This window comes from Kingella bonacorsii (assembly GCF_016623605.1).
Taxonomy (GTDB): Bacteria; Pseudomonadota; Gammaproteobacteria; order Burkholderiales; family Neisseriaceae; genus Kingella_B; species Kingella_B oralis.
In genome coordinates this window covers 678,048-699,499 of record NZ_JAEHNZ010000002.1, presented here as the reverse complement: position 1 = coordinate 699,499, position 21,452 = coordinate 678,048, and the positions used below count along the sequence as shown (strand labels likewise).

General features: G+C 48.7%; 15 protein-coding genes, 2 tRNA genes and 1 rRNA gene. 4 read left to right on the top strand and 14 right to left on the bottom strand.

What is annotated here, in order from left to right; all coding sequences use genetic code 11:
- Window positions 1–85: 85 nt before the first annotated feature.
- The 9 genes from JDW22_RS08625 to JDW22_RS08585 form a co-directional block, all read right to left on the bottom strand.
- A tRNA-Ala gene (locus JDW22_RS08625) sits at window positions 86–161 on the bottom strand.
- Between the two features lie 50 nt (window positions 162–211).
- Window positions 212–288 (bottom strand) — tRNA-Ile (locus JDW22_RS08620).
- A 67-nt stretch (window positions 289–355) separates the two neighbouring features.
- Window positions 356–1,896 (bottom strand): 16S ribosomal RNA (locus JDW22_RS08615).
- Between the two features lie 630 nt (window positions 1,897–2,526).
- Window positions 2,527–3,639, bottom strand: coding sequence for an aspartate-semialdehyde dehydrogenase (gene asd, locus JDW22_RS08610; protein ID WP_200522678.1), 1,113 nt, complete (start codon window positions 3,637–3,639; stop codon window positions 2,527–2,529).
- A 175-nt stretch (window positions 3,640–3,814) separates the two neighbouring features.
- On the bottom strand, window positions 3,815–4,210 hold the full coding sequence (locus tag JDW22_RS08605; RefSeq protein ID WP_200522677.1) for a hypothetical protein: 396 nt from the start codon (window positions 4,208–4,210) through the stop codon (window positions 3,815–3,817).
- 12 nt (window positions 4,211–4,222) lie between these two features.
- Window positions 4,223–6,562 carry an NAD-dependent DNA ligase LigA gene (ligA, locus tag JDW22_RS08600; RefSeq protein ID WP_200522676.1) on the bottom strand — a complete coding sequence of 780 codons (2,340 nt, stop codon included), beginning with the start codon at window positions 6,560–6,562 and terminating at the stop codon, window positions 4,223–4,225.
- Between the two features lie 208 nt (window positions 6,563–6,770).
- A complete protein-coding gene (locus JDW22_RS08595) occupies window positions 6,771–7,280 on the bottom strand; it encodes a type IV pilin protein (RefSeq protein WP_003793334.1) in 510 nt (169 codons plus the stop codon).
- Window positions 7,281–7,645: 365 nt separating this feature from the next.
- A complete protein-coding gene (locus JDW22_RS08590; RefSeq protein WP_200522675.1) occupies window positions 7,646–8,155 on the bottom strand; it encodes a pilin in 510 nt (169 codons plus the stop codon).
- 313 nt (window positions 8,156–8,468) lie between these two features.
- On the bottom strand, window positions 8,469–10,727 hold the full coding sequence (locus tag JDW22_RS08585) for a UvrD-helicase domain-containing protein (RefSeq protein ID WP_200522674.1): 2,259 nt from the start codon (window positions 10,725–10,727) through the stop codon (window positions 8,469–8,471).
- Window positions 10,728–10,971: 244 nt separating this feature from the next.
- Between JDW22_RS08585 and JDW22_RS08580 the strand changes: the two genes are divergently transcribed.
- Window positions 10,972–11,178, top strand: a complete 207-nt coding sequence (locus JDW22_RS08580; RefSeq protein WP_200522673.1) for a (2Fe-2S)-binding protein — start codon at window positions 10,972–10,974, stop codon at window positions 11,176–11,178.
- A 168-nt stretch (window positions 11,179–11,346) separates the two neighbouring features.
- Here JDW22_RS08580 and JDW22_RS08575 read toward each other — a convergent pair whose 3' ends face one another.
- Together JDW22_RS08575 and JDW22_RS08570 are read right to left on the bottom strand one after the other, a co-directional pair.
- Entirely contained in the window at window positions 11,347–11,691 is a 345-nt protein-coding gene (locus tag JDW22_RS08575; protein ID WP_200522672.1) for a hypothetical protein, read from the bottom strand.
- Window positions 11,692–11,728: 37 nt separating this feature from the next.
- The gene (locus JDW22_RS08570) at window positions 11,729–12,499 is read right to left on the bottom strand and encodes a sulfite exporter TauE/SafE family protein (protein WP_200522751.1); all 771 of its coding nucleotides are present in this window, start codon (window positions 12,497–12,499) and stop codon (window positions 11,729–11,731) included.
- A gap of 240 nt (window positions 12,500–12,739) precedes the next feature.
- Between JDW22_RS08570 and JDW22_RS08565 the strand changes: the two genes are divergently transcribed.
- Entirely contained in the window at window positions 12,740–13,144 is a 405-nt protein-coding gene (locus JDW22_RS08565; protein ID WP_200522671.1) for a hypothetical protein, read from the top strand.
- Window positions 13,145–13,255: 111 nt separating this feature from the next.
- On the opposite strand, the gene JDW22_RS08560 is transcribed toward JDW22_RS08565, so the two are convergent.
- Window positions 13,256–14,356 carry a putative transporter gene (locus tag JDW22_RS08560; protein WP_235965080.1) on the bottom strand — a complete coding sequence of 367 codons (1,101 nt, stop codon included), beginning with the start codon at window positions 14,354–14,356 and terminating at the stop codon, window positions 13,256–13,258.
- A gap of 378 nt (window positions 14,357–14,734) precedes the next feature.
- On the opposite strand from JDW22_RS08560, the gene JDW22_RS08555 reads away from it, so the two are divergent.
- Both JDW22_RS08555 and JDW22_RS08550 read left to right on the top strand, forming a co-directional pair.
- Window positions 14,735–18,793 (top strand): pilus assembly protein, encoded by a 4,059-nt coding sequence (locus JDW22_RS08555; protein WP_200522670.1) that lies wholly within the window; start codon window positions 14,735–14,737, stop codon window positions 18,791–18,793.
- Window positions 18,794–19,077: 284 nt separating this feature from the next.
- Window positions 19,078–19,344, top strand: a complete 267-nt coding sequence (locus JDW22_RS08550; RefSeq protein ID WP_200522669.1) for a SemiSWEET family transporter — start codon at window positions 19,078–19,080, stop codon at window positions 19,342–19,344.
- A 19-nt stretch (window positions 19,345–19,363) separates the two neighbouring features.
- On the opposite strand, the gene arcC is transcribed toward JDW22_RS08550, so the two are convergent.
- Window positions 19,364–20,308 (bottom strand): carbamate kinase, encoded by a 945-nt coding sequence (gene arcC, locus JDW22_RS08545; RefSeq protein WP_200522668.1) that lies wholly within the window; start codon window positions 20,306–20,308, stop codon window positions 19,364–19,366.
- A 78-nt stretch (window positions 20,309–20,386) separates the two neighbouring features.
- Window positions 20,387–21,397, bottom strand: a complete 1,011-nt coding sequence (locus JDW22_RS08540) for an ornithine carbamoyltransferase (protein WP_200522667.1) — start codon at window positions 21,395–21,397, stop codon at window positions 20,387–20,389.
- Window positions 21,398–21,452: the final 55 nt, after the last annotated feature.

Genomic DNA, 21,452 nt, shown 5'->3' with positions numbered 1-21,452 from the left:
TTCCAATTTGTTAAAGATCGATGCGTTGTTTTCGCAAATTAAAATAGCCTAACATGCTTTCAGGCTGCTTTGATTTGGGAAATCTTGGTGGAGGCAAACGGGATCGAACCGATGACCCCCTGCTTGCAAAGCAGGTGCTCTACCAACTGAGCTATGCCCCCAGTATTCTCTTTTCCTCTCATGAGGTTTTTTACTTGCGGCTTGCTTCTCTTGGTGGGTCTGGTAGGACTTGAACCTACGACCCCACGCTTATCAAGCGTGTGCTCTAACCACCTGAGCTACAAACCCTATGTGTCGCATCTTTATGTACAGTTTACCGATAAGTGTGAGTGCCTAATCGTCTCTTTTTCTCTAGAAAGGAGGTGATCCAGCCGCAGGTTCCCCTACGGCTACCTTGTTACGACTTCACCCCAGTCATGAAACATACCGTGGTAAGCGGCCTCCTTGCGGTTAGCCTACCTACTTCTGGTATCCCCCACTCCCATGGTGTGACGGGCGGTGTGTACAAGACCCGGGAACGTATTCACCGCAGTATGCTGACCTGCGATTACTAGCGATTCCGACTTCATGCACTCGAGTTGCAGAGTGCAATCCGGACTACGATCGGTTTTCTGAGATTGGCTCCACCTCGCGGCTTGGCTACCCTCTGTACCGACCATTGTATGACGTGTGAAGCCCTGGTCATAAGGGCCATGAGGACTTGACGTCATCCCCACCTTCCTCCGGTTTGTCACCGGCAGTCTCATTAGAGTGCCCAACTGAATGGTGGCAACTAATGACAAGGGTTGCGCTCGTTGCGGGACTTAACCCAACATCTCACGACACGAGCTGACGACAGCCATGCAGCACCTGTGTTACGGCTCCCGAAGGCACTCTTCCGTCTCTGGAAGATTCCGTACATGTCAAGACCAGGTAAGGTTCTTCGCGTTGCATCGAATTAATCCACATCATCCACCGCTTGTGCGGGTCCCCGTCAATTCCTTTGAGTTTTAATCTTGCGACCGTACTCCCCAGGCGGTCAATTTCACGCGTTAGCTTCGCTACTAAGGCATCAAGTGCCCCAACAGCTAATTGACATCGTTTAGGGCGTGGACTACCAGGGTATCTAATCCTGTTTGCTACCCACGCTTTCGAGCATGAACGTCAGTATTATCCCAGGGGGCTGCCTTCGCCATCGGTATTCCTCCACATCTCTACGCATTTCACTGCTACACGTGGAATTCTACCCCCCTCTGACATACTCTAGCTTACCAGTTCAAAACGCAGTTCCCAAGTTAAGCTCGGGGATTTCACATCTTGCTTAATAAACCGTCTGCGCTCGCTTTACGCCCAGTAATTCCGATTAACGCTCGCACCCTACGTATTACCGCGGCTGCTGGCACGTAGTTAGCCGGTGCTTATTCTTTAGGTACCGTCAGCAGATAATGGTATTAACACTATCCTTTTCTTCCCTAACAAAAGTCCTTTACAACCCGAAGGCCTTCTTCAGACACGCGGCATGGCTGGATCAGGCTTGCGCCCATTGTCCAAAATTCCCCACTGCTGCCTCCCGTAGGAGTCTGGGCCGTGTCTCAGTCCCAGTGTGGCGGATCATCCTCTCAGACCCGCTACTGATCGTCGCCTTGGTAGGCCTTTACCCCACCAACTAGCTAATCAGACATCGGCCGCTCGAATAACGTGAGGTCCGAAGAGCCCCCACTTTCCTTCTCAAAGCGTATGCGGTATTAGCTATCCTTTCGGATAGTTATCCCCCATTACTCGGTACGTTCCGATGCATTACTCACCCGTTCGCCACTCGCCACCAAAAGAGCAAGCTCTTTCGTGCTGCCGTTCGACTTGCATGTGTAAAGCATGCCGCCAGCGTTCAATCTGAGCCAGGATCAAACTCTTATGTTTAATCTCTAACTTACTTTATTCTGGTCTGCTTCAAAGAAACTGACAAGGCAATCAATAACAATTCAAACTAAAAGCCTAAATCATCATCAATCCTTCTTGTCTGTTTTTGTCGCAGTGTGAGACCATCAGGCACTCACACTTATCGGTAATCTGTCTTCTTAAAGAACAAAACTTAAGCTTCTTTACAGAAGCTTTGACTGCCGTAGCAGCGAAAGATGCAAACTATACCCGCCCCACCCAATATTGTCAACTCATACGCAGCAAAATATTCTCCTGCAACCGGCAAATGCCTGCCCGGTAATGGTTTTTTTGTAATGATTTTTTTGTTCGGTTGGCTTTTGCGGTAACCAACAAAGGCAGCTTTGCCTGCTGAAAATGGTCGGGATGGACAGCATGAAGTTGGGAGTGTGGGGTTTTCAGGATGCCTTTGACATTTGCAATGTAGGCATTTTGTTTTGTTTTACCTGTTACAGAAACCCGCTTTGCTTGCTTTTAGGCTGCTTCTGCGCTTTTGTAAAGATTCGGTACGGTCTCTACCCCTAATTCAAATTAAAAAATTAAAAATCACAGCAAAGCAGCCTGAAAACGGGTTTCAGGCTGCCTTAAAGCGTGCGCACACGCCAATTCTGGTTACAGTTTCCCTAACACGATGTTCAGCATGCGGCGAATCGGCTCTGCCGCACCCCACAGCAGTTGGTCGCCCACGGTAAACGCGCTGATGTAGTCGCCGCCCATTTCCAGCTTGCGGATGCGCCCAACCGGGGTTGCCAGCGTGCCGGTTACTGCTGCGGGCGTGAGCTCGTGAATGGTGGCTTCTTTGGTGTTGGGCACGACTTTTGTCCACTGGTTTGCGCCAGCGATGGTTTGCTCAATTTCTGCCAGCGGCAAATCTTTTTTCAGTTTCAGCGTAATCGCTTGGCTGTGGCAGCGCATTGCGCCGATGCGGACGCACAAGCCGTCCACAATTACGGGGCGGTTGGCGCCCAGAATTTTGTTGGTTTCCACGCCGCCTTTCCATTCTTCTTTGGATTGCCCGTTGCCCAAATCGGCATCAATCCACGGAATCAGGCTACCTGCCAAGGGCACGCCAAAGTTGGCTTTGGGATAGTCTTCGGAGCGCAAAAAGTCGGATACTTTGCGGTCAATCGCCAAAATGGCGCTGGCGGGGTCGGCAAGCTCGGCGGCAACTTGGCTGTGCACCGCGCCCATGCCGCTAATCAGCTCGCGCATATTTTTTGCGCCTGCGCCTGATGCGGCTTGGTAGGTCATGCTGGTTGCCCATTCAACTAGGTTGTTTTGGAACAAACCGCCCAGCGCCATGAGCATCAGCGATACGGTGCAATTGCCGCCGATGTAGTCTTTGATGCCGTTTTTTAAACCTGCATCAATCACATTGCGGTTTACGGGGTCTAGCACGATGATGGCGTTGTCTTTCATGCGCAGCGCGGAAGCTGCGTCAATCCAGTAGCCATTCCAGCCGCTTGCGCGTAGGGGTTCGTGGACGGATTTGGTGTAATCGCCGCCTTGGCAGGTTACGATGATGTCCATTTTGGCAAGCTCGGGGATGCTGTTGGCATCCAGCAGGGTTTTGTTGGCTTGACCGAAATCGGGCGCTGCGCCGCCTACATTAGATGTGGTGAAAAAATGGGCTTCGGGGATGTGGGCGAAGTCGTTTTCTTCGCGCATTCGTTGCATCAAGACTGAGCCGACCATGCCGCGCCAGCCGATAAATCCTACTTTCATGTTGGTCTCCTAATATATGGTGTGGATGGAAAAGGTGGGGTTTTAATCGTTTGTTAGGGTTTTGTAAAGGGGGATATGGTTTTCAGGCTGCCTATCGGGGGGATGGGCAGCCTGAAACGGATTTTAGGTGAGTGCAACAGTGATACCAATCTGCAAACTTGGATTGCTGCACAGCCTATTGCAACAAACTCGCCAGCCAATCGCGATGATATTTATCTTGCTCGGCAACCGATGCAACCCAATCCGCATCGGCTTTATCAAAAATCGCGGCCTTCTGCTTGGCGGGCTGCCCCATTTGGTTCAAATACACGATAAGCCCAAGGCTCATTTGGCGGCTCATGCCAGACGGATAAGCATCTATTCTTGCGCCGTTGCATAAAATCATCGCGTTTTGCGTTTCCAGTTCCAATCGGATTTGGCGCAGCGCGTCAAAGAAATCGTCTGCCGTTTTGGTGAGGCTCGTCTGGTTGTAATTCAAAGTGATTTGGGCGCGATGGCTGGCGGTGGTTACATCGTTCAAAACGCCTGACAATTCAACGCCGTTTTTTCGGATGGCTACGATTCGTTCCATGCAATCCCCTTGCTACCCCAGCATCCCCAACAGCTCTTCTTCGCTCAACACCGTTATCTCCAAGCTCTGCGCTTTCTCCAATTTAGACCCCGCTTCCGCGCCTGCCACCACAAAATTAGTTTTCTTGGATACGCTGCCTGACACTTTGCCGCCCGCCGCTTCAATCATCGCGCTGGCTTGGTCGCGTTTGAGCGTGGGCAGTGTGCCAGTGAGCACAAAAGTTTTGCCTGCGATTTCGTTTTTCAGGCTGCCTGAAACGGCGTTGTCGGGCTGCGGCGCATGCTCGGGCAGCTGGGCGAGAAAGGCTTCTATTTCGCGCAACAGTCGGGCGTTTTCAGGCTGCCTCCGCCATGTTTGCCAATCGGGCGGCAGGGCATCATCCGCAAGCAGTTGCGCGATGCTGCCGCCTGCCAAGTCCCACAGCTCTTGGGCGCGTTTTTCGCTGATTTTGTAATCGGGCAAACGCGCCAGCCAACGCGCGGGCGTGACGTATTCGTGCACAAGCGTGGCAATCGCTGCCTCTTGCGGCGACACGAAACGCAACAAATCATCCAGCAATTTTTGCTGTTCAGGCAGCCTGAAAAAGTGCGCGATGGAATGGGCGACCACGCTGCCGATGTCGGGCAGGCAGGCGAGCACAGGCTCGGGTGCGCGGCGCACGGTGTCCAAATCGCCAAACGCGGCGGCAAGCTGCTTGGCGGTGCTTTCGCCAACGTGCCGAATGCCAAGCGCAAACAGGAAGCGGGCGAGCGGCGGCTGGCGGCTGGCGGCAATCGCGTCCAAAATATTGTGCGCCCATTTGTTCGCGCCCGATTTGCTGTCTTTGATGGTTTGCAACTTGGCTATATTTAATTGATAAATATCGGCAAAACTGTGCAACACATCTTGTTCCACCAAGGCTTCAATCTGCTTGTCGCCCAAGCCGACAATATCCATCGCTTTGCGGCTGGCGAAGTGAATCAGCCCTTGCGCGCGCTGGGCTTTGCATACGATGCCGCCAGTGCAGCGGGCGACCGCTTCGCCGATTTCGCGCTCCACTGCGCTGCCGCACACGGGGCAGCTTTCAGGCAGCCTGAAAGCGGGATACTGCGGCTCTTGCTGTTCACCCAGCAAATCCACGTTGCGCATCGGGCGGCGTTCCAACACCACGCGCACCACTTCGGGAATCACATCGCCCGCGCGGCGCACCACCACGGTATCGCCCACGCGAACATCTTTGCGTGACACTTCGTCTTGGTTGTGCAGCGTGGCGTTGGTTACGGTTACGCCGCCCACAAACACGGGTTTGAGCCGCGCCACAGGCGTGATGGAACCCGTGCGCCCCACTTGCACATCAATCGCTTCAACCGTGGTCAAGGCTTCTTCGGCGGGGAATTTGTGCGCAATCGCCCAGCGCGGCGCGCGCGACACAAAGCCCAGCATTTGCTGCTGCCGCAAATCGTTCACTTTCACCACCATGCCGTCAATTTCATAAGGCAAGCTGGGGCGTTGCTGCGACATGGTTTCGTAAAAATCCAGCACTTCGCGGATATGGGCGCACACGCGAATTTGCGCTTGCGGCTCGCTAAACCCCAGCCGCGCCAAGAGTTCAATCTCCTGCGCATGGCTTTCAGGCTGCCTAAACGCATCACTCAACCGCGCAATGCCGTAGCCAAAAAAATGCAATTTACGCTGCGCCGTAATCGCCGAATTAAGCTGGCGCAAGCTGCCCGCCGCCGCATTGCGCGGGTTGGCAAACGGTTTTTGCCCCGCGTCTAACTGACGGGCATTGAGCGCGGCAAAATCCGCTTTCAGCATCAGCACTTCGCCGCGAACTTCAATTAAATCAGGCACTTCATCGCCGTGCAGCCTCAAGGGAATGTTGCGTACCGTTTTCACGTTTTCGGTTACATCTTCGCCCGTTGTGCCATCGCCGCGCGTGGCAGCCTGAATCAAAATACCGTTTTGATACAACAGGCTAATCGCCAAACCGTCAAACTTGGGCTCAATAATGTATTCGGTGTGCGCCGTGCCCAAATCCTTGCACACGCGCTCGTCAAACGCGCGCATTTCGGCGTGGTCAAACGCGCCCGATTCATCATCGCGCGGCGAAAACGCATTCGCCAACGACAACATCGGCACGGCATGGGTTACCGTTTCAAAGCCTTCCAACACCGCGCCGCCCACGCGATTAGTGGGGCTTTCAGGCAGCCTGAATTGCGGATATTCGGCTTCCAACGCCTCCAATTCTCGGTATAGACGGTCGTATTCGCTATCGGGCACGCTGGGCGCGTCAAGCGTGTAGTATTCGTGGGCGTATTGGTTGAGCTGGGCGGTTAGGGTTTGGATTTTTTGTTGTGCTTGGTGTGGCATGATAGGCAGCCTGAAAATGGAAAAGGGGGATTTTAGGGGATTTTCAGGCTGCATCAAAAGGAAAAAGCAGATGCGGGGGCATCTGCTTTCGTGATAATTATTCAGCAGCCTGAAAATCAAGCTATGAATTTTTCGCCAATTTTATCAATTAATTCTTGATACTCGCTCCAACCATCAGTATTGATAGTAGCTTTCTAACTATTCTTATTTAATTAACCACTTTGCAATTTGGCAGATTATATTTTGCTTTCCAACCCGAAAGCGTGCCCGTTTTGGAAATAGCACAACTCCAGATACCGTCTGCATTTCTACCTAAATCAATCACCAAACCATGTATGGATGACAAGGCCGAATCGCCCACCACCAAATGCAGATTATTAAAATTATGTGCGCTATCATATTGTGGCTGCGCGATTTCAATTAAATCAGACGTGCTTTCCCATGTTTCAATGCCAAAGTATTCGCGCCGCGTGCCTGCTGCATCGGGCGTGCCATCTTCCGCTTTAACAATGGTTGGCACACCACCACTCACTATAATGGCATCAATTTGGCGTTGTACTGCCGACATTTCGCTATGAATACGCGCCATTTGCGATTGAATAATATAATCATGATAGATAGGAAACGCGAAAGCAGCCAATACGCCAATTATAGCAACCGAAACCATCAGCTCAATCAAGGTGAATCCTACCAACTTTCCTTTATATATTTTTTTCATTGCATCATCTCACATGAATTAAAAATTTATCTTATTTTTACTTTACCAAGTAAAAAACCTGTAGCAGGCTTAGAAATTATCACAACGTTGCCTACTTCATACTAACAGATTTCTTTTTTCGGTGACTCTTATTAATTATTAAATATAAACAGCTTTACTGTGTTTTATGTCATTCCTTACATCTAAGAAACATCTAAGAACCATTTACTTGATTTGCACTCATAATTCAAAAATTGCAAGCATCGCTGCCAATTTCTAAAAAATCAACGATTATTTTTCTACTTTCAATAAAAATAGTTTTTTGTTATATATAAAAAGACCACACCACATATGTGGCATGGTCTTACAAAACCAAATACTAACTATTAAGGAGCTGGAGCTGGAGTAGCAGCACCTACAGTACAACCACCAGGAGTGAATTTATCTTTCCATGCACCAGCACCAGATTTGTCAATTGTGCAGGTCCAAACACCATCTTTGGTACGTGTATACTTCACTTTAACACCTTTGATAGCGGTGTTGGCTTTATCACCCAAAGTAGCTTCCATGACAAAGTCAGGACCAGCCAAAGGAGAAGCAGTAACAGCTGACATCAGATTAGAAGTAGGAGTACCAGCATCCTCCTTACCATTCAACAAATTCAAAGTGTCTGCCGTAGCAGTATCAGTAGTGGCACCACGAACTACGGTACGACCTTCAAAGAAAGCAGCATCAACGATGGTTTTACGAGCAGCCAATTCGCCAGCCACACGAGTCATTTGAGATTTAGAAATGTAGTCTTGGTACATAGGCAATGCGATAGCAGCCAAAATACCCAAGATTGCGATTACGATCATCAACTCGATCAACGTGAAACCTTTTTGCATAGTTTTCATGTTTTATCTCCAAGATAAAGTTTACAAAGAATGTGCGGCGCGTTTTTCAGGGAAGAACACTTGCTCGTGCGCCGCGTTGCGAATCAAGTGTGTTGTGCTTAGATTTTAGCATGGGTTGTGCCAGCTCGTGATTTTCTTTCAATTTATTGTTTTTGTTTTTGTTTTTATTTTTATGACATTTTTGGTCAGTGGCGTTTTGGGTAATTTTGGGTGATTTTTTGCCACTTTGCTGACGGAATTTGTCAGGTTTTTAGATGTTCCTGCGTAAGTTTGCTACATCCACAAGAAGACAGCCTGAAAATGCTCTCGCGCTCTATGCCAGCTTTTCCAGCTTGGCAAAGGCGGTATCCAGCTCTTTGATGCCGTTTGCGCCGAAGTTGATGGTGAGCCGTGCGCTGCTGCCTTTGTCTATGGCATCGATGATGACGCCTGTGCCAAATTTGGCGTGGCGGATGTTTTCGCCGAGGGTGTAGCCGTGGTAATCGCGTGGGGGGGGGCTGGTTGCGTTGCACTCGTTTTCAGGCTGCCTTTGGGAGGCGTGGACGGAATGATTTTTGGCTGCGCCGAAACTCGTTGTACTCGTTTTCAGGCTGCCTAATGGGGCTTTGGGCGGGGATAGGTGGTGCAGCAGTTCGCTGGGGATTTCGTCGATAAAGCGGGAGACGATGCTGGCTTGGGTGATGCCGTATAGCTGGCGTTGCTGCGCCATGCTTATATATAGGCGTTTGCGCGCGCGGGTGATGGCGACATACATGAGTCTGCGTTCTTCTTGCAAGCCGCCGTGTTCGACTAGGCTCATTTCGCTGGGGAAGCGTCCTTCTTCCATGCCGCTGAGAAATACGTTGTCAAATTCTAGCCCTTTGGCGGCGTGCACGGTCATCAGCTGCACGGCTTCTTGCCCTGCGCCGGCTTGGGTTTCGCCGCTTTCCAAGCTGGCGTTGCTCAAAAAGGCGAGGATGGGGAACTCGGGGCTGTCGGTGTTGTTTTCAGGCTGCGTTTCAAAGGGGCTGTCTTCGGGGCGGAAGAATTCGGCGGCGTTGATGAGTTCGTCTAGGTTTTCGGTGTGCTCGCGTTCGCTGGCTTGTTTTTGCGCTTGGTAATGCGCGTATAAGCCGCTGTCTTGTAGGATGGTTTGCAGGATTTCAGGCAGCCTGAAATGGGGGATTTGCTGTTGGAAGCTGTCTATCAGTTGCACGAAAGCGGCGATTTTGCTGGCTTTGGCGCCCATGCCACAGGCGGCTTGCCAGAGGCTGATGCCTTGTTCGGCTGCGGCAGCCTGAATATTCTCTACGCTGCGTGTGCCGATGCCGCGCGGTGGGAAGTTGATGACGCGCAGCAGGGCGTTGTCGTCGTTGGGGTTTACGGCAAGACGCAAGTAGGCAAGGGCGTGTTTGATTTCTTGGCGTTCATAAAAGCGCAAGCCGCCATAAATTCTATAAGGTATGGCAGCCTGAAAAAGCTGTTGCTCAATGATGCGCGATTGGGCGTTGCTGCGGTATAGGATGGCGATTTGATCTAGCGGCGTGCCGTGGCGTTGCAGGTGGCGGCATTCTTCGGTGATGAATTGGGCTTCTTCGTAGTCGTTATAGGCGCAGAAATAGCGGATTTTGTCGCCGCTTTCGGCTTCGGTGCGCAGGTTTTTGCCCAGCCGCTCGCTGTTGTTTTGGATAACGGCGTTGGCGGCGGCAAGAATGTTGCCCACGGAGCGATAGTTGCGTTCCAGCTTGATGGGGGCGGCGATGTGAAATTCGCGCATCAGGTCGGTCATGTTGCCCACGTTTGCGCCGCGAAAGCGATAGATGGATTGGTCGTCGTCGCCCACGGCAAAAATCGCGCTTTGCTCGCCTGCGATGAGTTTGAGCCATGCGTATTGTAGCTTGTTGGTATCTTGGAATTCGTCCACCAAAATGTGGTTGAAACGGTTTTGGTAGTGCGTGCGCAGCACTTCGTTGGTGTTGAGCACTTCGTAGCTGCGCAGCATTAGCTCGGCAAAATCCGCCACGCCTTCTTGTTGGCATTGTTTTTCGTATTCGGCGTAGCACAGGATGAGCCGTTGCAAATGCGGGTCGGGCGCGTTCAGGCTGCCTGCGCGCAAGCCTGCTTCTTTTTGCGCGTTGATGAAACCTTGCAGCACGCGCGGCGCAAGGCTGTCTTCGGAAATATTGAGCTGTTTGAGCAGGCGTTTAATCAGCGAGAGTTGGTCGCTGCTGTCTAAAATTTGAAAGGTTTGCGGCAAGTCTGCTTCGCGGTAATGCAAACGCAAAAAGCGGTGGCACAAGCCATGAAATGTGCCCAACCACATGGCACGCAAATTGAGCGGCAGCATTGCGCCCAGCCGCGTTTGCATTTCTTTGGCGGCTTTGTTGGTAAACGTTACCGCCAAAATGCTGTGCACGCTCGCCATTTGGTTTTGCAGCAACCATGCGATGCGCGTGGTGAGCACACGGGTTTTGCCGCTGCCCGCGCCTGCCAACACCAGCGCGGATTGTGGCGGATAAGTTACAGCGGCAAGCTGCTCGGGGTTGAGGTTGTTTAACAATGATTGGGATGGATTTTCGGATGAGAAATGCATGATGTCGGTGCGTGGCTGGAATGCCTGTTCACAATAGGCATCAGGCAGCCTGAAAATAGAAAAAGCGCGATTGTAGGGCGTTTTTCAGGCTGCTTACAAGGGCGCGTTGGTGTGGCAGATGTTGTATTTTTGCCGCGCATTATTTTTCCTAAATTTACCGCTTGCAAACCAAAATGAACAACATTATCATTCGCGCCACAAAAAAGTTAAGAGTGTTTATCACTCAACATTCAGGAGACACACCATGTACGTTTGCATCTGTAACGCCATTAGCGACCACAAAATCAAAGAAGCCGTTGCCGCAGGCGCATCTTCTTTAACCGATTTGAAAGACCAATTAGGCGTGGCATCTTGCTGCGGTTGCTGCGCAGATTTGGCGAGTTCATTTTTAACCGTAAACGCGATTGCGGGTAATAAAACAACAATTTCGGGCATTAGGGTTGAACAATAACCCCAAAAGACATATAATATTCAAACAGTTTTTCATTTTGATGTATCCTTTCCTTTATCAAGTTTTTTTGGGCAACCGCGCAGGTTGCCCCTTTCTTTTCATTGTTTGAATTGCGCTCAAAAGGCAGCCTGAAACCAAAAAATAAGTTTCAGGCTGCCTTATTTGCGTTTAACCATCCAGCAAAATATCTTGCAAATGGCGCAGCACGGTTTGAATAGCCTCATCGGTTGCCCAACCATCGCCGTCGTGCCAATTCAACAAACAATCGCCCGTTTCCGCGCTCAACGCCTCCATGCCCACAAACCGAAACGGATGAAACGCAGGCATGATTACCACAACCCGCGCCACGCAATGCGGCAGCAAGCAAGTTGCCGTGTAAAACGCCGCGCCATCCCAATCTGCGCCCTCGTGCTCTTCCACCTCGCCGCCTTGCCGGGCAAACGCCGCGCGATTATTGTCCACCCAATCGCGCACCAGCCGGCGGATGGTTTCAAATCTTTGTTGTTCACTCATTTTTAGCATCGCCACTCCAATACGCTTTTCAGGCTGCCTATCCGTTTAGCCAAATATCCCAGCCGAATTTCCCCATCAGCACCGCCAGCGCAAGCATAAACCCCACGCGCAAAAACTTCACTCCCCCGCGCATCGCCAGCCAAGAGCCGACAAACCCGCCGCAAAAATTCGCCGCCGCCAACGGCAACGCCCAAGCCCACACAATATGCCCGTTGGGCACAAAAAAGGCTAACGCCGCCAAATTCGTGGTCAAATTAATCACTTTCGCCGAAGCCGTCGCCGTTAAAAAGTCATACGCAAAAAAGCGCACAAACACAAACGCCAGCAAGCTGCCCGTGCCCGGCCCCAATATGCCGTCATACAAACCAATCGCCGCGCCCGTTGCCAAGCCGACGGCATACTCGCGCCGCGTTAAAGCCGCATCGCGCACCATCTGACCCAAATCCTTCTTGCAAAACGTGTAAACCAGCATCGCCAGCATCACCGCCAACATCGCAGGCTTCATATACCGCACCGGCACAAGCGCCGACAATTTCGCCCCAAAAAACGACGCCGCAAACGCCAACACCGCCGCAGGCAGCAGCATCCGCCACGGCACGCGCACGCGCCGCACAAACTGCCCCGCTGCCATCGCCGTCCCCGTAAACGAAGCAAACTTGTTTACCCCCAACACCGACGGCACAGGCGTGTTGCCCGGCAGCAAACCAAACAGCGCGGGAATCTGCAACAACCCGCCCCCGCCCACCGCCGCATCCATCAGCCCCGCCGCAAACCCCGCCACTATCAAACCCAACAAAACACTATCCATCAGTCCTCCCAAGGCAGCCTGAAAACGAGTTTCGGCGTAGCCAAAACGCCGCACATTATATATAGAGGTAAACACCACACCGCGCAAAGGCAGCCTGAAAACCGCTTACCCCCAAGCCAACTTAACACATTTTCAGGCTGCCTAACATTCGCCCACCCAACTTTGCACAAACCCGCTATACACCCATCCCCACCGCTTGCCACAATACCGCCTATTTCAACCGCCAACAAAGGACACCCCATGGCACAACGCAATAAATGGCAACGCCGCATCAACGCAATCCTCGCCACCAGCATCCTCGCAGGCGCACTTTCAGGCTGCACCATCTCCAACGACCCACTCACCAACGCTGCCGCCACAGCCGCCACCATCGGCGTAGCCAGCCTACTCTTCTTCAACACCAGCGACAACCACTACTACGACCGCGACTACAACCGCCTCCCCCGCGACTACCGCCCATCGCGCAACGCCCGCATAGAACGCATCCGCGATTACGACGACTACCGCCGCTACCGCAACGATTACGACCGCCGCGATTATCGAGACCAACGCGACTGGCGCGACCGCCGAGACTGGCGCGACGATAACCGCCGCGAATACCCAAACCGCTGGTATAACGACAACCCACAACGCATGATGTGGTAAACACAAAAAAGCACGCCCCAACAAGCGTGCTTTTATCGTTATCCCCTTTTTTCAGGCTGCCTATACACCCCACCAATAAGGCAGCCTGAAAACGAGTTCAGCAAAGTAAAACTATCGCATCATTCTCGTTCGTATAGCCTGTCGCACCATAACCCTGCGCCGCAATCCAATCCCCATCTTCCGATTACTTCCAATCCCATTCAGGCAGCCTGAAACCATGGCAACCACACCATTTCCCTGATTAACCACAATCTGCCGCTCAAATTCCCGCAACCGCTTATAAATAGACATCAACTCCACAATCGTCGTCCACGACTGCACCAAAAACTGAAACGCATCCTGCACCTTCCCAAACGCCCGCACCACCTGCTGCAACACCCCAAGCGACAACGCCCCCGCAATCAAACTCGGGCCCAAAGCCATATAAGGCACCACCACCGCAAACTGCAAATAAGACCAGCGCACCAAATCAAAATACAAATAATGCGCATACAACACAAAATTATTGCGCCGCACCGCCCCAAACAAAACCCGCAAATTTTCAGGCTGCGCCCGAGTCGCATCATCCTCCCCCAACACCAACTCCTTACGATACGCCGCCTCCACCCGCTGATTGTTATATTCCAACCCCGGCAGCTTCACCCCCACCGCCGCCAAAACCACCGTCCCCACAATAGAAAACACCAACGCCACAAACACCAACGAATGCGGCACATGCCCCACCCAAGGCAACACCGTAACCCGCTCGCTCAATGCCCACAACAGCGGCAAAAACGCCACCAAAGTCAAAACCGCCCGAATAAAACTCTCTCCCAAAGCCTCCATCGTGCGCGCAAAACGCATCGTATCCTCCTGAATCCGCTGCGAAGCCCCCTCCACCTGCCGCACCCAATGCCAATTTGCCTCATAATATTCCGTCATCGCCGAACGCCAACGAAAAATGTAATGCTTACCAAAAAAATCCAACAAAATCGTCAGCACAATCGATACCCCCGCAATCTTCGCAAACACCAACAATTTAGCCAAAAACTGCGGAAACGTAACCGAATTAGGCGACTTCAAAATATCCTGAATCCCATCATAAAACACCCCAAACCACTCGTTAATTTGCACATCCAATTCCACCTTAAACCAAATGGAAGCCAAAATCACAGCCGCCCCAAGCCAAGCCCATACCCGCCACTTATCATTCAAAAAGAAACAACGAAACATAAAATTCCCGCCATCATCAAAAAAACGCACATTTTAACAAAACCTAACCCAGCAGCCTGAAAATAAATAACACAATGATTTAAAACAACAAATCAAGCTCAAACAAAACTGGCAACCAAATTTCAGGCTGCCAAAATAAAAAATATGACAAATTTTGTCGTTTTTTTCTTGCCAAAACAAAAATTGTTAGCTAGAATAAGCCCATCTTGCACAGTTAAACGCAATTTAGCATATCTCCAAAGAATAATTTCCCAGCACGTTCCCCGCCGAACGTGCTATTTTTTTGCCTAAAAACTACAATACGTTATTTGCACAAAAATTGCTTATTTTAAATAACCTTTCGTTTTTACAACCATAAATATAATAGGATACAGTATTATGTCTATTAAAAATGTAAAAAATATAAATAAGAGATGTGGTTTTAAGTTGAATTTAATTGCATCTTCTATTATGCTTATACCCGCTGTGGCTTTTGCTGCTCCTAAAATCATGCCAAGCCAAGCTCCGTTGGCTGGTGTTGCGGCAAAATACTCTCCTAATATTACGCTAGCGCTATCTGTAGAGTTCCCAACTGCGGGTGCTGCATATTCTGCAAACGAATTTAGTGGGACGCTCCATAAAGATTATCCAATTTTGTATAAAAACAAAGGACACTTTTCTCGCAAATATCATGGCTATTTTGATAACTCAAAATGCTATACATATATAGCAAATGCCTCTGGCAATGGCGGGTATTTTAAAGCCACTTCATCAGCCGCTGCTAATGGCACCTGCTCCTCTGGAACAGAATTTAGTGGAAATATTATGAACTGGCTTACTATGTCTGCTCTAGATATTTTCCGCAATACAATGACAGGTGGCAATCGCGCCTTTGGCACAAACAATGATAGTGCAGCATATTCTCTTGGAGATACTGACACAGCAACATTTTTGCGCCGAGCTAATGTATTCCCAATTGGACAAAACTCCAATACTGCTAACCGTTTGATTATCCGAGGTATAGAGCAACCATGGGGCAATCCTGATGTTGCTTTCTTAAAACAACTATTTCCCGCCGCTATTATTGATTTAGTTATGCAAGATTCTATTTCAAAAGTGAATGTTGCAGGCGCTCCAAGAGCAGCAGGATTTAAACTCATTGTTACTAAAAATTCACCTAGAAGATTATCCAATGATTTAGTAGACAATGCTGCTACATTTGCAGATGGAAATCTATACTTTTTTAATATAGGATTTACTACTGTACCTGCCCGTGCGATTAAAGTTAGGGGAGTAACTGAATTCGCTTGGTTAGATGTTAATGCCATTACACCCAATCCAAACAATGCTGATTTAAGAAAATTGGTTAATAATTTAAGAGCTAAGGCAAATTCATATCGTGCCGTATCGAGCCCAATACTCAACCAAATGCCTGTTGTTGTGCAGGTATGCGATTCTGCTACTGGTGTAGATAAGGATGTTTGTGTTGATTATGGTCGCGTCAAAAAACCTGAAGGTCTATTACAACAGTATGCAAGAACGGGAACTCGTGTTGCCACTTTAGGTTATCTTAATATCCCAGGAACAACTGGTGTAGATGGTGGCGTATTACGCAGCAGAATGAAATATTTAACCCAACCAACATCGGGTTCCGCTTCCGTGCCTAACCCAGAATGGGATGCGAATACTGGTAAATTGTTCCCTAATCCAGAGCGCGCATTGGAAGGTAATAGTGGCGCAATTAACTATTTAAATAAATTTGGCGATAAATCTGGTTATAAAACTCATGATCCGGCCGCTGAATTATATTACACAGCCATGCGTTATTTGAGAACAGGTTCGCAAGGTATAAACTCTTCTGTCTATAAATTAAATAGGACTCTAACTACTGATGAGCTAGATGGCTTTCCTGCTATTTATGACTGGGAAGATCCATTAAAAAGCGATTTCACTGCAACCAGCAAAGAACCTATGTGTCGTCCCAATACAATTATCTATATTGGCGATACAAATACTCACGCGGATACCAATTTGCCCAAGCTGAATCCAGAAGGAAGTAATGTTGTTGCTAATGCTTCGCCTCAAGTTACTGATGTACCAACCCTAGAAACAGGTGCAATTCTGAAACAAGTGCTAGATATGGAAGGATGGGGGAGCAGCACATGGATGTATAACCGTGGTTCAGGTCCAATTACCAATTTTGGATATTCTCCAGCTGGTATGGCAGCCTTAGCGTATTGGGCGCATACAACAGATACGCGTACTGACATCCCAGGCAATCAATTCCAAAATAACTTTATTATTGACGTTTTGGAAAATGGTGTATCCAAAGAATCAGAGGATCGCAAGGGTAATACATATTATATGGCAGCTAAATATGGCGGTTACCGAACAGGTGGTAGCGTAGAGACACCTGTTACTCTCTTAAACCCCAATTTAGATAGAACTTCTTGGACTCAAGATCCTGTAGGCAGAACTTCAGATCCTGATTTTCCTAAAGGCATACCAGATAACTTTGCATTGGGTAACAACCCCGATAACTTGATTAATGCCTTGAAAAAAGCATTATTGTCGGCGGGTAAATTTAATAACCCATCCCAAGCCGCACCAACCTTTACGAATGTACCAGGACAAGTTATTGATTTATCACCTGGTCAATCAACCGTAATTTTATCAACTACCTATGATTTTGATAAACTAACAGGGGATGTGGTTTCGGAACGTTATAGTTTCAAAAATAATAAATTAACCGCATCGGGTGTTAAAGAATGGGTCGCTGGATCGTTAATGACCGAAACATTCCATAATGCAAATTATGTAAATCGTAACGTTTACACTCGTAATAAAGCAAATGGCTTTGTTAAATTTAGCACTAACAACAAAGGGCTATTTGCTGAAACAGTAACGGGTGCTGGTAGCCTAACGGATGACGATGTTATTAACTATACACTTGGCGACAATAGCAAAGAAGGAACAGAAACAGTAACAGGTTCTGCGCGTTATCGTACAAGCATCTTAGGCACATTAGTTAGCCCAACTGTTGCGTTAGTAAAAAACTCAATTGAACCTCCTGCTGGCTGTACATTTGCAAACCCTGCTGCCGTGCGTTCTCGTTCTTGGAATTATATTGTCAATTCCAATGATGGCATGATGCACTTATTGGGCAATGACGGTAGAGAGAAAATGGCATATGTGGTTTCAACAGCAATTCCATCACTCCCTAAATACGCCCAACCTAGCTATATTCATCAATATTTAAATGATGGTACACCTACCGTTAAAGATGTTTGCTTAGCAGCAGATGGCAAGGCTCATACCGTTGTTGTAAGCACAGCTGGTAAGGGTGGGGCTTCTATCTATGCGTTAGATGCTACTGATTTAACTAATCCAACTGATGAAAATTTGCTTTGGGAATTTTCAAATGCTGATGATGCTGATTTTGGGTTAACTGTTGGCTCACCTTCTATTGCGAAAGATAAAGATGGGAAAGCAATCGCCATCGTAAGTAGTGGATATGAAAATGTTTCTGATACTGGTTCTATATTTATTTTGAATCTAGATAAATCCAAGGGACAAGCATGGACTGAAAATACTAACTACACAAAAATCAAACTAGGCACTAGAGGCGTTGGTCCTGTGTTCGTGTTTGATTCAAATGGAGATGGTATCCCAGAAAAACTGTATGCGGGCGACTATGATGGCAACCTATGGCGAGTTAATTATGACCACACAACTGGTCAATGGACACCAAGCAAACTCTTTACTGGTGGCTCTGCTCCATTTACAACCGCACCAGCAGCAACTATTGCTTATGGCAAAACTTATGTTATTGCTGGTACTGGTCAATATTTGACGGCAGATGCTTTGGATAGTAATCAGCAAAACTATGCATATGGTTTCTTTGATGATGGTAAAACAACCATAACAGAAGGAGAATTATTAAATCAAACTATTGGTGCAAAAATAACTGAGGGTGTTAATGCTATTACCGCAGCAAATGCCTCTGCATGGACAATTTCAGAAAACGAAATAACTGACTCCCATAAAGGATGGTTTATTACCTTACCTAAAGGGCAAGTTGTTACCGCAGATGCAAACATATATCGTAATAAAGTTGCGCGATTCCAGTCTGTTATGCGCACTCATGACGATAATGCCTGCTCTTTAACGGGTGCTACATCATTCATTAACGTAGACCTACGAAATGGTGGTTTATTTAAACAACCATTGATAGATACAAATGGAGATGGAAAATATGACAACAAAGATACACTAGTTGGCATGTTAACCTACAACAACAATATTGCTCCTAATAGCGGAAACACACAAGTATCTATTAACGGGCAACTCTCTAATATGACGATGGCGATTGGTACAAATGGTGTCATTTCCATTAACCAAAATCCGTTGTCTGACAACCCGATTCTCCGCCGCCTTTCATGGCGTGAAATCTTCTAATCCGGTTAATCGCTAAACAAACGGCATCTGTTTTAATGCAGATGCCGTTTTTTTGTTAGCTGTTTTCAGGCTGCCTGAAACTTGACTTCCTACCCTAATTTGCTTAAAATGCCTTGCTTTCCGACAAGTTAGGCATCTGCCATCAACCAACTGGAAGCACGTTTCGTAAATTCTGCAATTCGTGCTTTTTTAGCCAGAATATCCCAATTTCTTTTCAGGCAGCCTGAAAACACCGTCGGAAAACAAAAACGATTTACCCTTTACCAACCATTAGAAAGAAAAGCATGACCGAAAAACAGATGAAAATCCTCTCCGTTGCTGCCGCGCTCACTGCGGTAGGGATGTATGTTTCATATATTCCGCAAATCATAAACAACCTGAACGGACAACCCGGTGACTGGCTGCAACCGCTCGTTGCCGCAGTCAACTGCACCTTGTGGGTTGCCTATGGCCTGTTGAAAAAACAGCGCGACTGGCCGGTTGTCCTCGCTAACGCGCCCGGTATTTTCTTGGGACTGATTACTTTTGTTACCAGTATTATGAAGTTTTAAAAATAAAGAGGCAGGTCAATTAACGATAAGTGATGCCGTTAAATTGAGTGCTGATGCGGGTGCCCGCTTTGCCCGCCACAATCGCTTCAATGTCAGCCAGCGAGCCAATCACAGCCACTTTGCCTGTTTTTTCAGCAAATTCGCACGCTGCGTCCACTTTCGGCCCCATTGAGCCGGCAGGGAAGTTCAAATCGCGGAAGGCTTGCGGATGCGCTTCAAAAATCGCTTTTTGATCGGGTTTGCCCCAGTTCACATAAGTCGCGTCCACATCGGTGGCAATCACCAGCATATCCGCGTTCAAATCGCGTGCCAGCAATGAAGAGCACAAGTCTTTGTCAATCACAGCTTCAATGCCGGCCAATTTGCCTTCGGATTCGTAGTAAGTAGGGATACCGCCGCCGCCAGCGCATACCACAACCGCGCCTTTTTCCAGCATCCATTTCACAGGATTCAATTCAAAAATACGTTTGGGCAAGGGGCTGGGCACCACGCGGCGGAATTTGTCGCCGTCTTGTTTGATGCTCCAACCTTTTTCCGCAGCCAAGCGTTCGGCTTCTGCTTTTTCGTAAACAGGACCTACGAATTTAGTTGGGTTTTGGAAAGCGGGGTCGGCTTTATCCACTTCCACTTGGGTCAGCAAGGTGGCAAACGGCACGTCTTTGGGCAGCAAGTTGCCCATTTCTTGTTCAATCATGTAGCCAATCATGCCTTGGGTTTCTGCGCCCAACACATCCAATGGATAGGCTTCCACTTTGTTATCAACGTGTTGATAATAAGCTGTGCCTTGCAAAGCCAACAAGCCCACTTGTGGGCCGTTGCCGTGGGCAATCACCAATTCGTTGCCTTTGTATACTTTAGCCATTTGCTCGGCAGCGATGCGGACATTTTCACGTTGGTTTTCAGCGGTCATGGGCTGACCGCGACGAAGCAAGGCGTTGCCGCCCAGTGCAATAACGATACGCATGGATATTCTCCTAAAAATACGTTCTAAAAACATTTCAGGCAGCCTGAAAATCGGTTTTCAGGCTGCCTGAGCGCTCTATTACAAGCCAGACAAAGAGGCAACCATCACAGCTTTAATGGTGTGCATACGGTTCTCGGCTTGGTCAAAAGACACGTTGTGAGCAGATTCAAACACGTCTTCGGTTACTTCAATGCCGTTTGCCAATTCTGGGTATTTTTCTGCAATTTGTTTGCCCACTTTGGTTTCGCAGTTGTGGAATGCAGGCAAGCAGTGCAGGAATTTCACGCGTGGGTTGCCAGTAGCAGCGACCAATTTGCTGTTTACTTGGTAAGGCATCAATTTGCTGATGCGTTCGCCCCATGCTTCAATAGGTTCGCCCATAGATACCCATACGTCAGTGTACAAGTAGTCCACGCCTTTAACGGCTTCTTCGGCGTTGTCGGTTACCAAAATGCGTGCGCCGCTTTCTTTGGCAAATTCAGCGCACATTTTTTGCAATTCTTCGGTGGGTTGCAATTCTTTTGGCGCAGCAATGCGAACATCCATGCCCAATTTTGCACCAATCAGCAGCAAAGAGTTGCCCACGTTGTTGCGCGCATCACCCAAGTAAGCGTAGCTGATTTGGCGCAATGGTTTGTCGCTGTGTTCTTGCATGGTCAAAACGTCAGCCAACATTTGAGTGGGGTGCCATTCGTCGGTCAAGCCGTTGAATACGGGCACGCCTGCATATTCCGCCAATTCTTCAACGATGGATTGTTTGAAACCGCGGTATTCAATCGCGTCATACATGCGGCCCAACACGCGGGCGGTGTCTTTCATGCTTTCTTTATGACCGATTTGAGAAGAAGTGGGGTCAATGTAAGTTACTTGTGCGCCTTGGTCATAAGCGGCTACTTCAAACGCGCAACGAGTGCGGGTAGAAGTTTTTTCAAAAATCAAGGCAATGTTTTTGCCTTTCAGGGTTTGTTGTTCTGTGCCAGCGTATTTAGCGCGTTTCAAATCGCGAGACAAATCCAGCAAGAAGCGGATTTCTTGTTCGGTGTGGTGAACCAAGCTCAGCAAATGACGGTTGTTCAGATTGAATGACATGATAAAACTCCTAATAACAAGGTTAAGGAAAACAAGGTTTCAGGCAGCCTGAAAA

Excerpts from the sequence above, each read along its gene's own strand:
- asd (WP_200522678.1), bottom strand. The coding sequence starts at position 3,639 with ATGAAAGTAGGATTTATCGGCTGGCGCGGCATGGTCGGCTCAGTCTTG.
- JDW22_RS08605 (WP_200522677.1), bottom strand. The coding sequence starts at position 4,210 with ATGGAACGAATCGTAGCCATCCGAAAAAACGGCGTTGAATTGTCAGGC.
- ligA (WP_200522676.1), bottom strand. The coding sequence starts at position 6,562 with ATGCCACACCAAGCACAACAAAAAATCCAAACCCTAACCGCCCAGCTC.
- JDW22_RS08595 (WP_003793334.1), bottom strand. The coding sequence starts at position 7,280 with ATGAAAAAAATATATAAAGGAAAGTTGGTAGGATTCACCTTGATTGAG.
- JDW22_RS08590 (WP_200522675.1), bottom strand. The coding sequence starts at position 8,155 with ATGAAAACTATGCAAAAAGGTTTCACGTTGATCGAGTTGATGATCGTA.
- JDW22_RS08585 (WP_200522674.1), bottom strand. The coding sequence starts at position 10,727 with ATGCATTTCTCATCCGAAAATCCATCCCAATCATTGTTAAACAACCTC.
- JDW22_RS08580 (WP_200522673.1), top strand. The coding sequence starts at position 10,972 with ATGTACGTTTGCATCTGTAACGCCATTAGCGACCACAAAATCAAAGAA.
- JDW22_RS08575 (WP_200522672.1), bottom strand. The coding sequence starts at position 11,691 with ATGAGTGAACAACAAAGATTTGAAACCATCCGCCGGCTGGTGCGCGAT.
- JDW22_RS08570 (WP_200522751.1), bottom strand. The coding sequence starts at position 12,499 with ATGGATAGTGTTTTGTTGGGTTTGATAGTGGCGGGGTTTGCGGCGGGG.
- JDW22_RS08565 (WP_200522671.1), top strand. The coding sequence starts at position 12,740 with ATGGCACAACGCAATAAATGGCAACGCCGCATCAACGCAATCCTCGCC.
- JDW22_RS08560 (WP_235965080.1), bottom strand. The coding sequence starts at position 14,356 with ATGTTTCGTTGTTTCTTTTTGAATGATAAGTGGCGGGTATGGGCTTGG.
- JDW22_RS08555 (WP_200522670.1), top strand. The coding sequence starts at position 14,735 with ATGTCTATTAAAAATGTAAAAAATATAAATAAGAGATGTGGTTTTAAG.
- JDW22_RS08550 (WP_200522669.1), top strand. The coding sequence starts at position 19,078 with ATGACCGAAAAACAGATGAAAATCCTCTCCGTTGCTGCCGCGCTCACT.
- arcC (WP_200522668.1), bottom strand. The coding sequence starts at position 20,308 with ATGCGTATCGTTATTGCACTGGGCGGCAACGCCTTGCTTCGTCGCGGT.
- JDW22_RS08540 (WP_200522667.1), bottom strand. The coding sequence starts at position 21,397 with ATGTCATTCAATCTGAACAACCGTCATTTGCTGAGCTTGGTTCACCAC.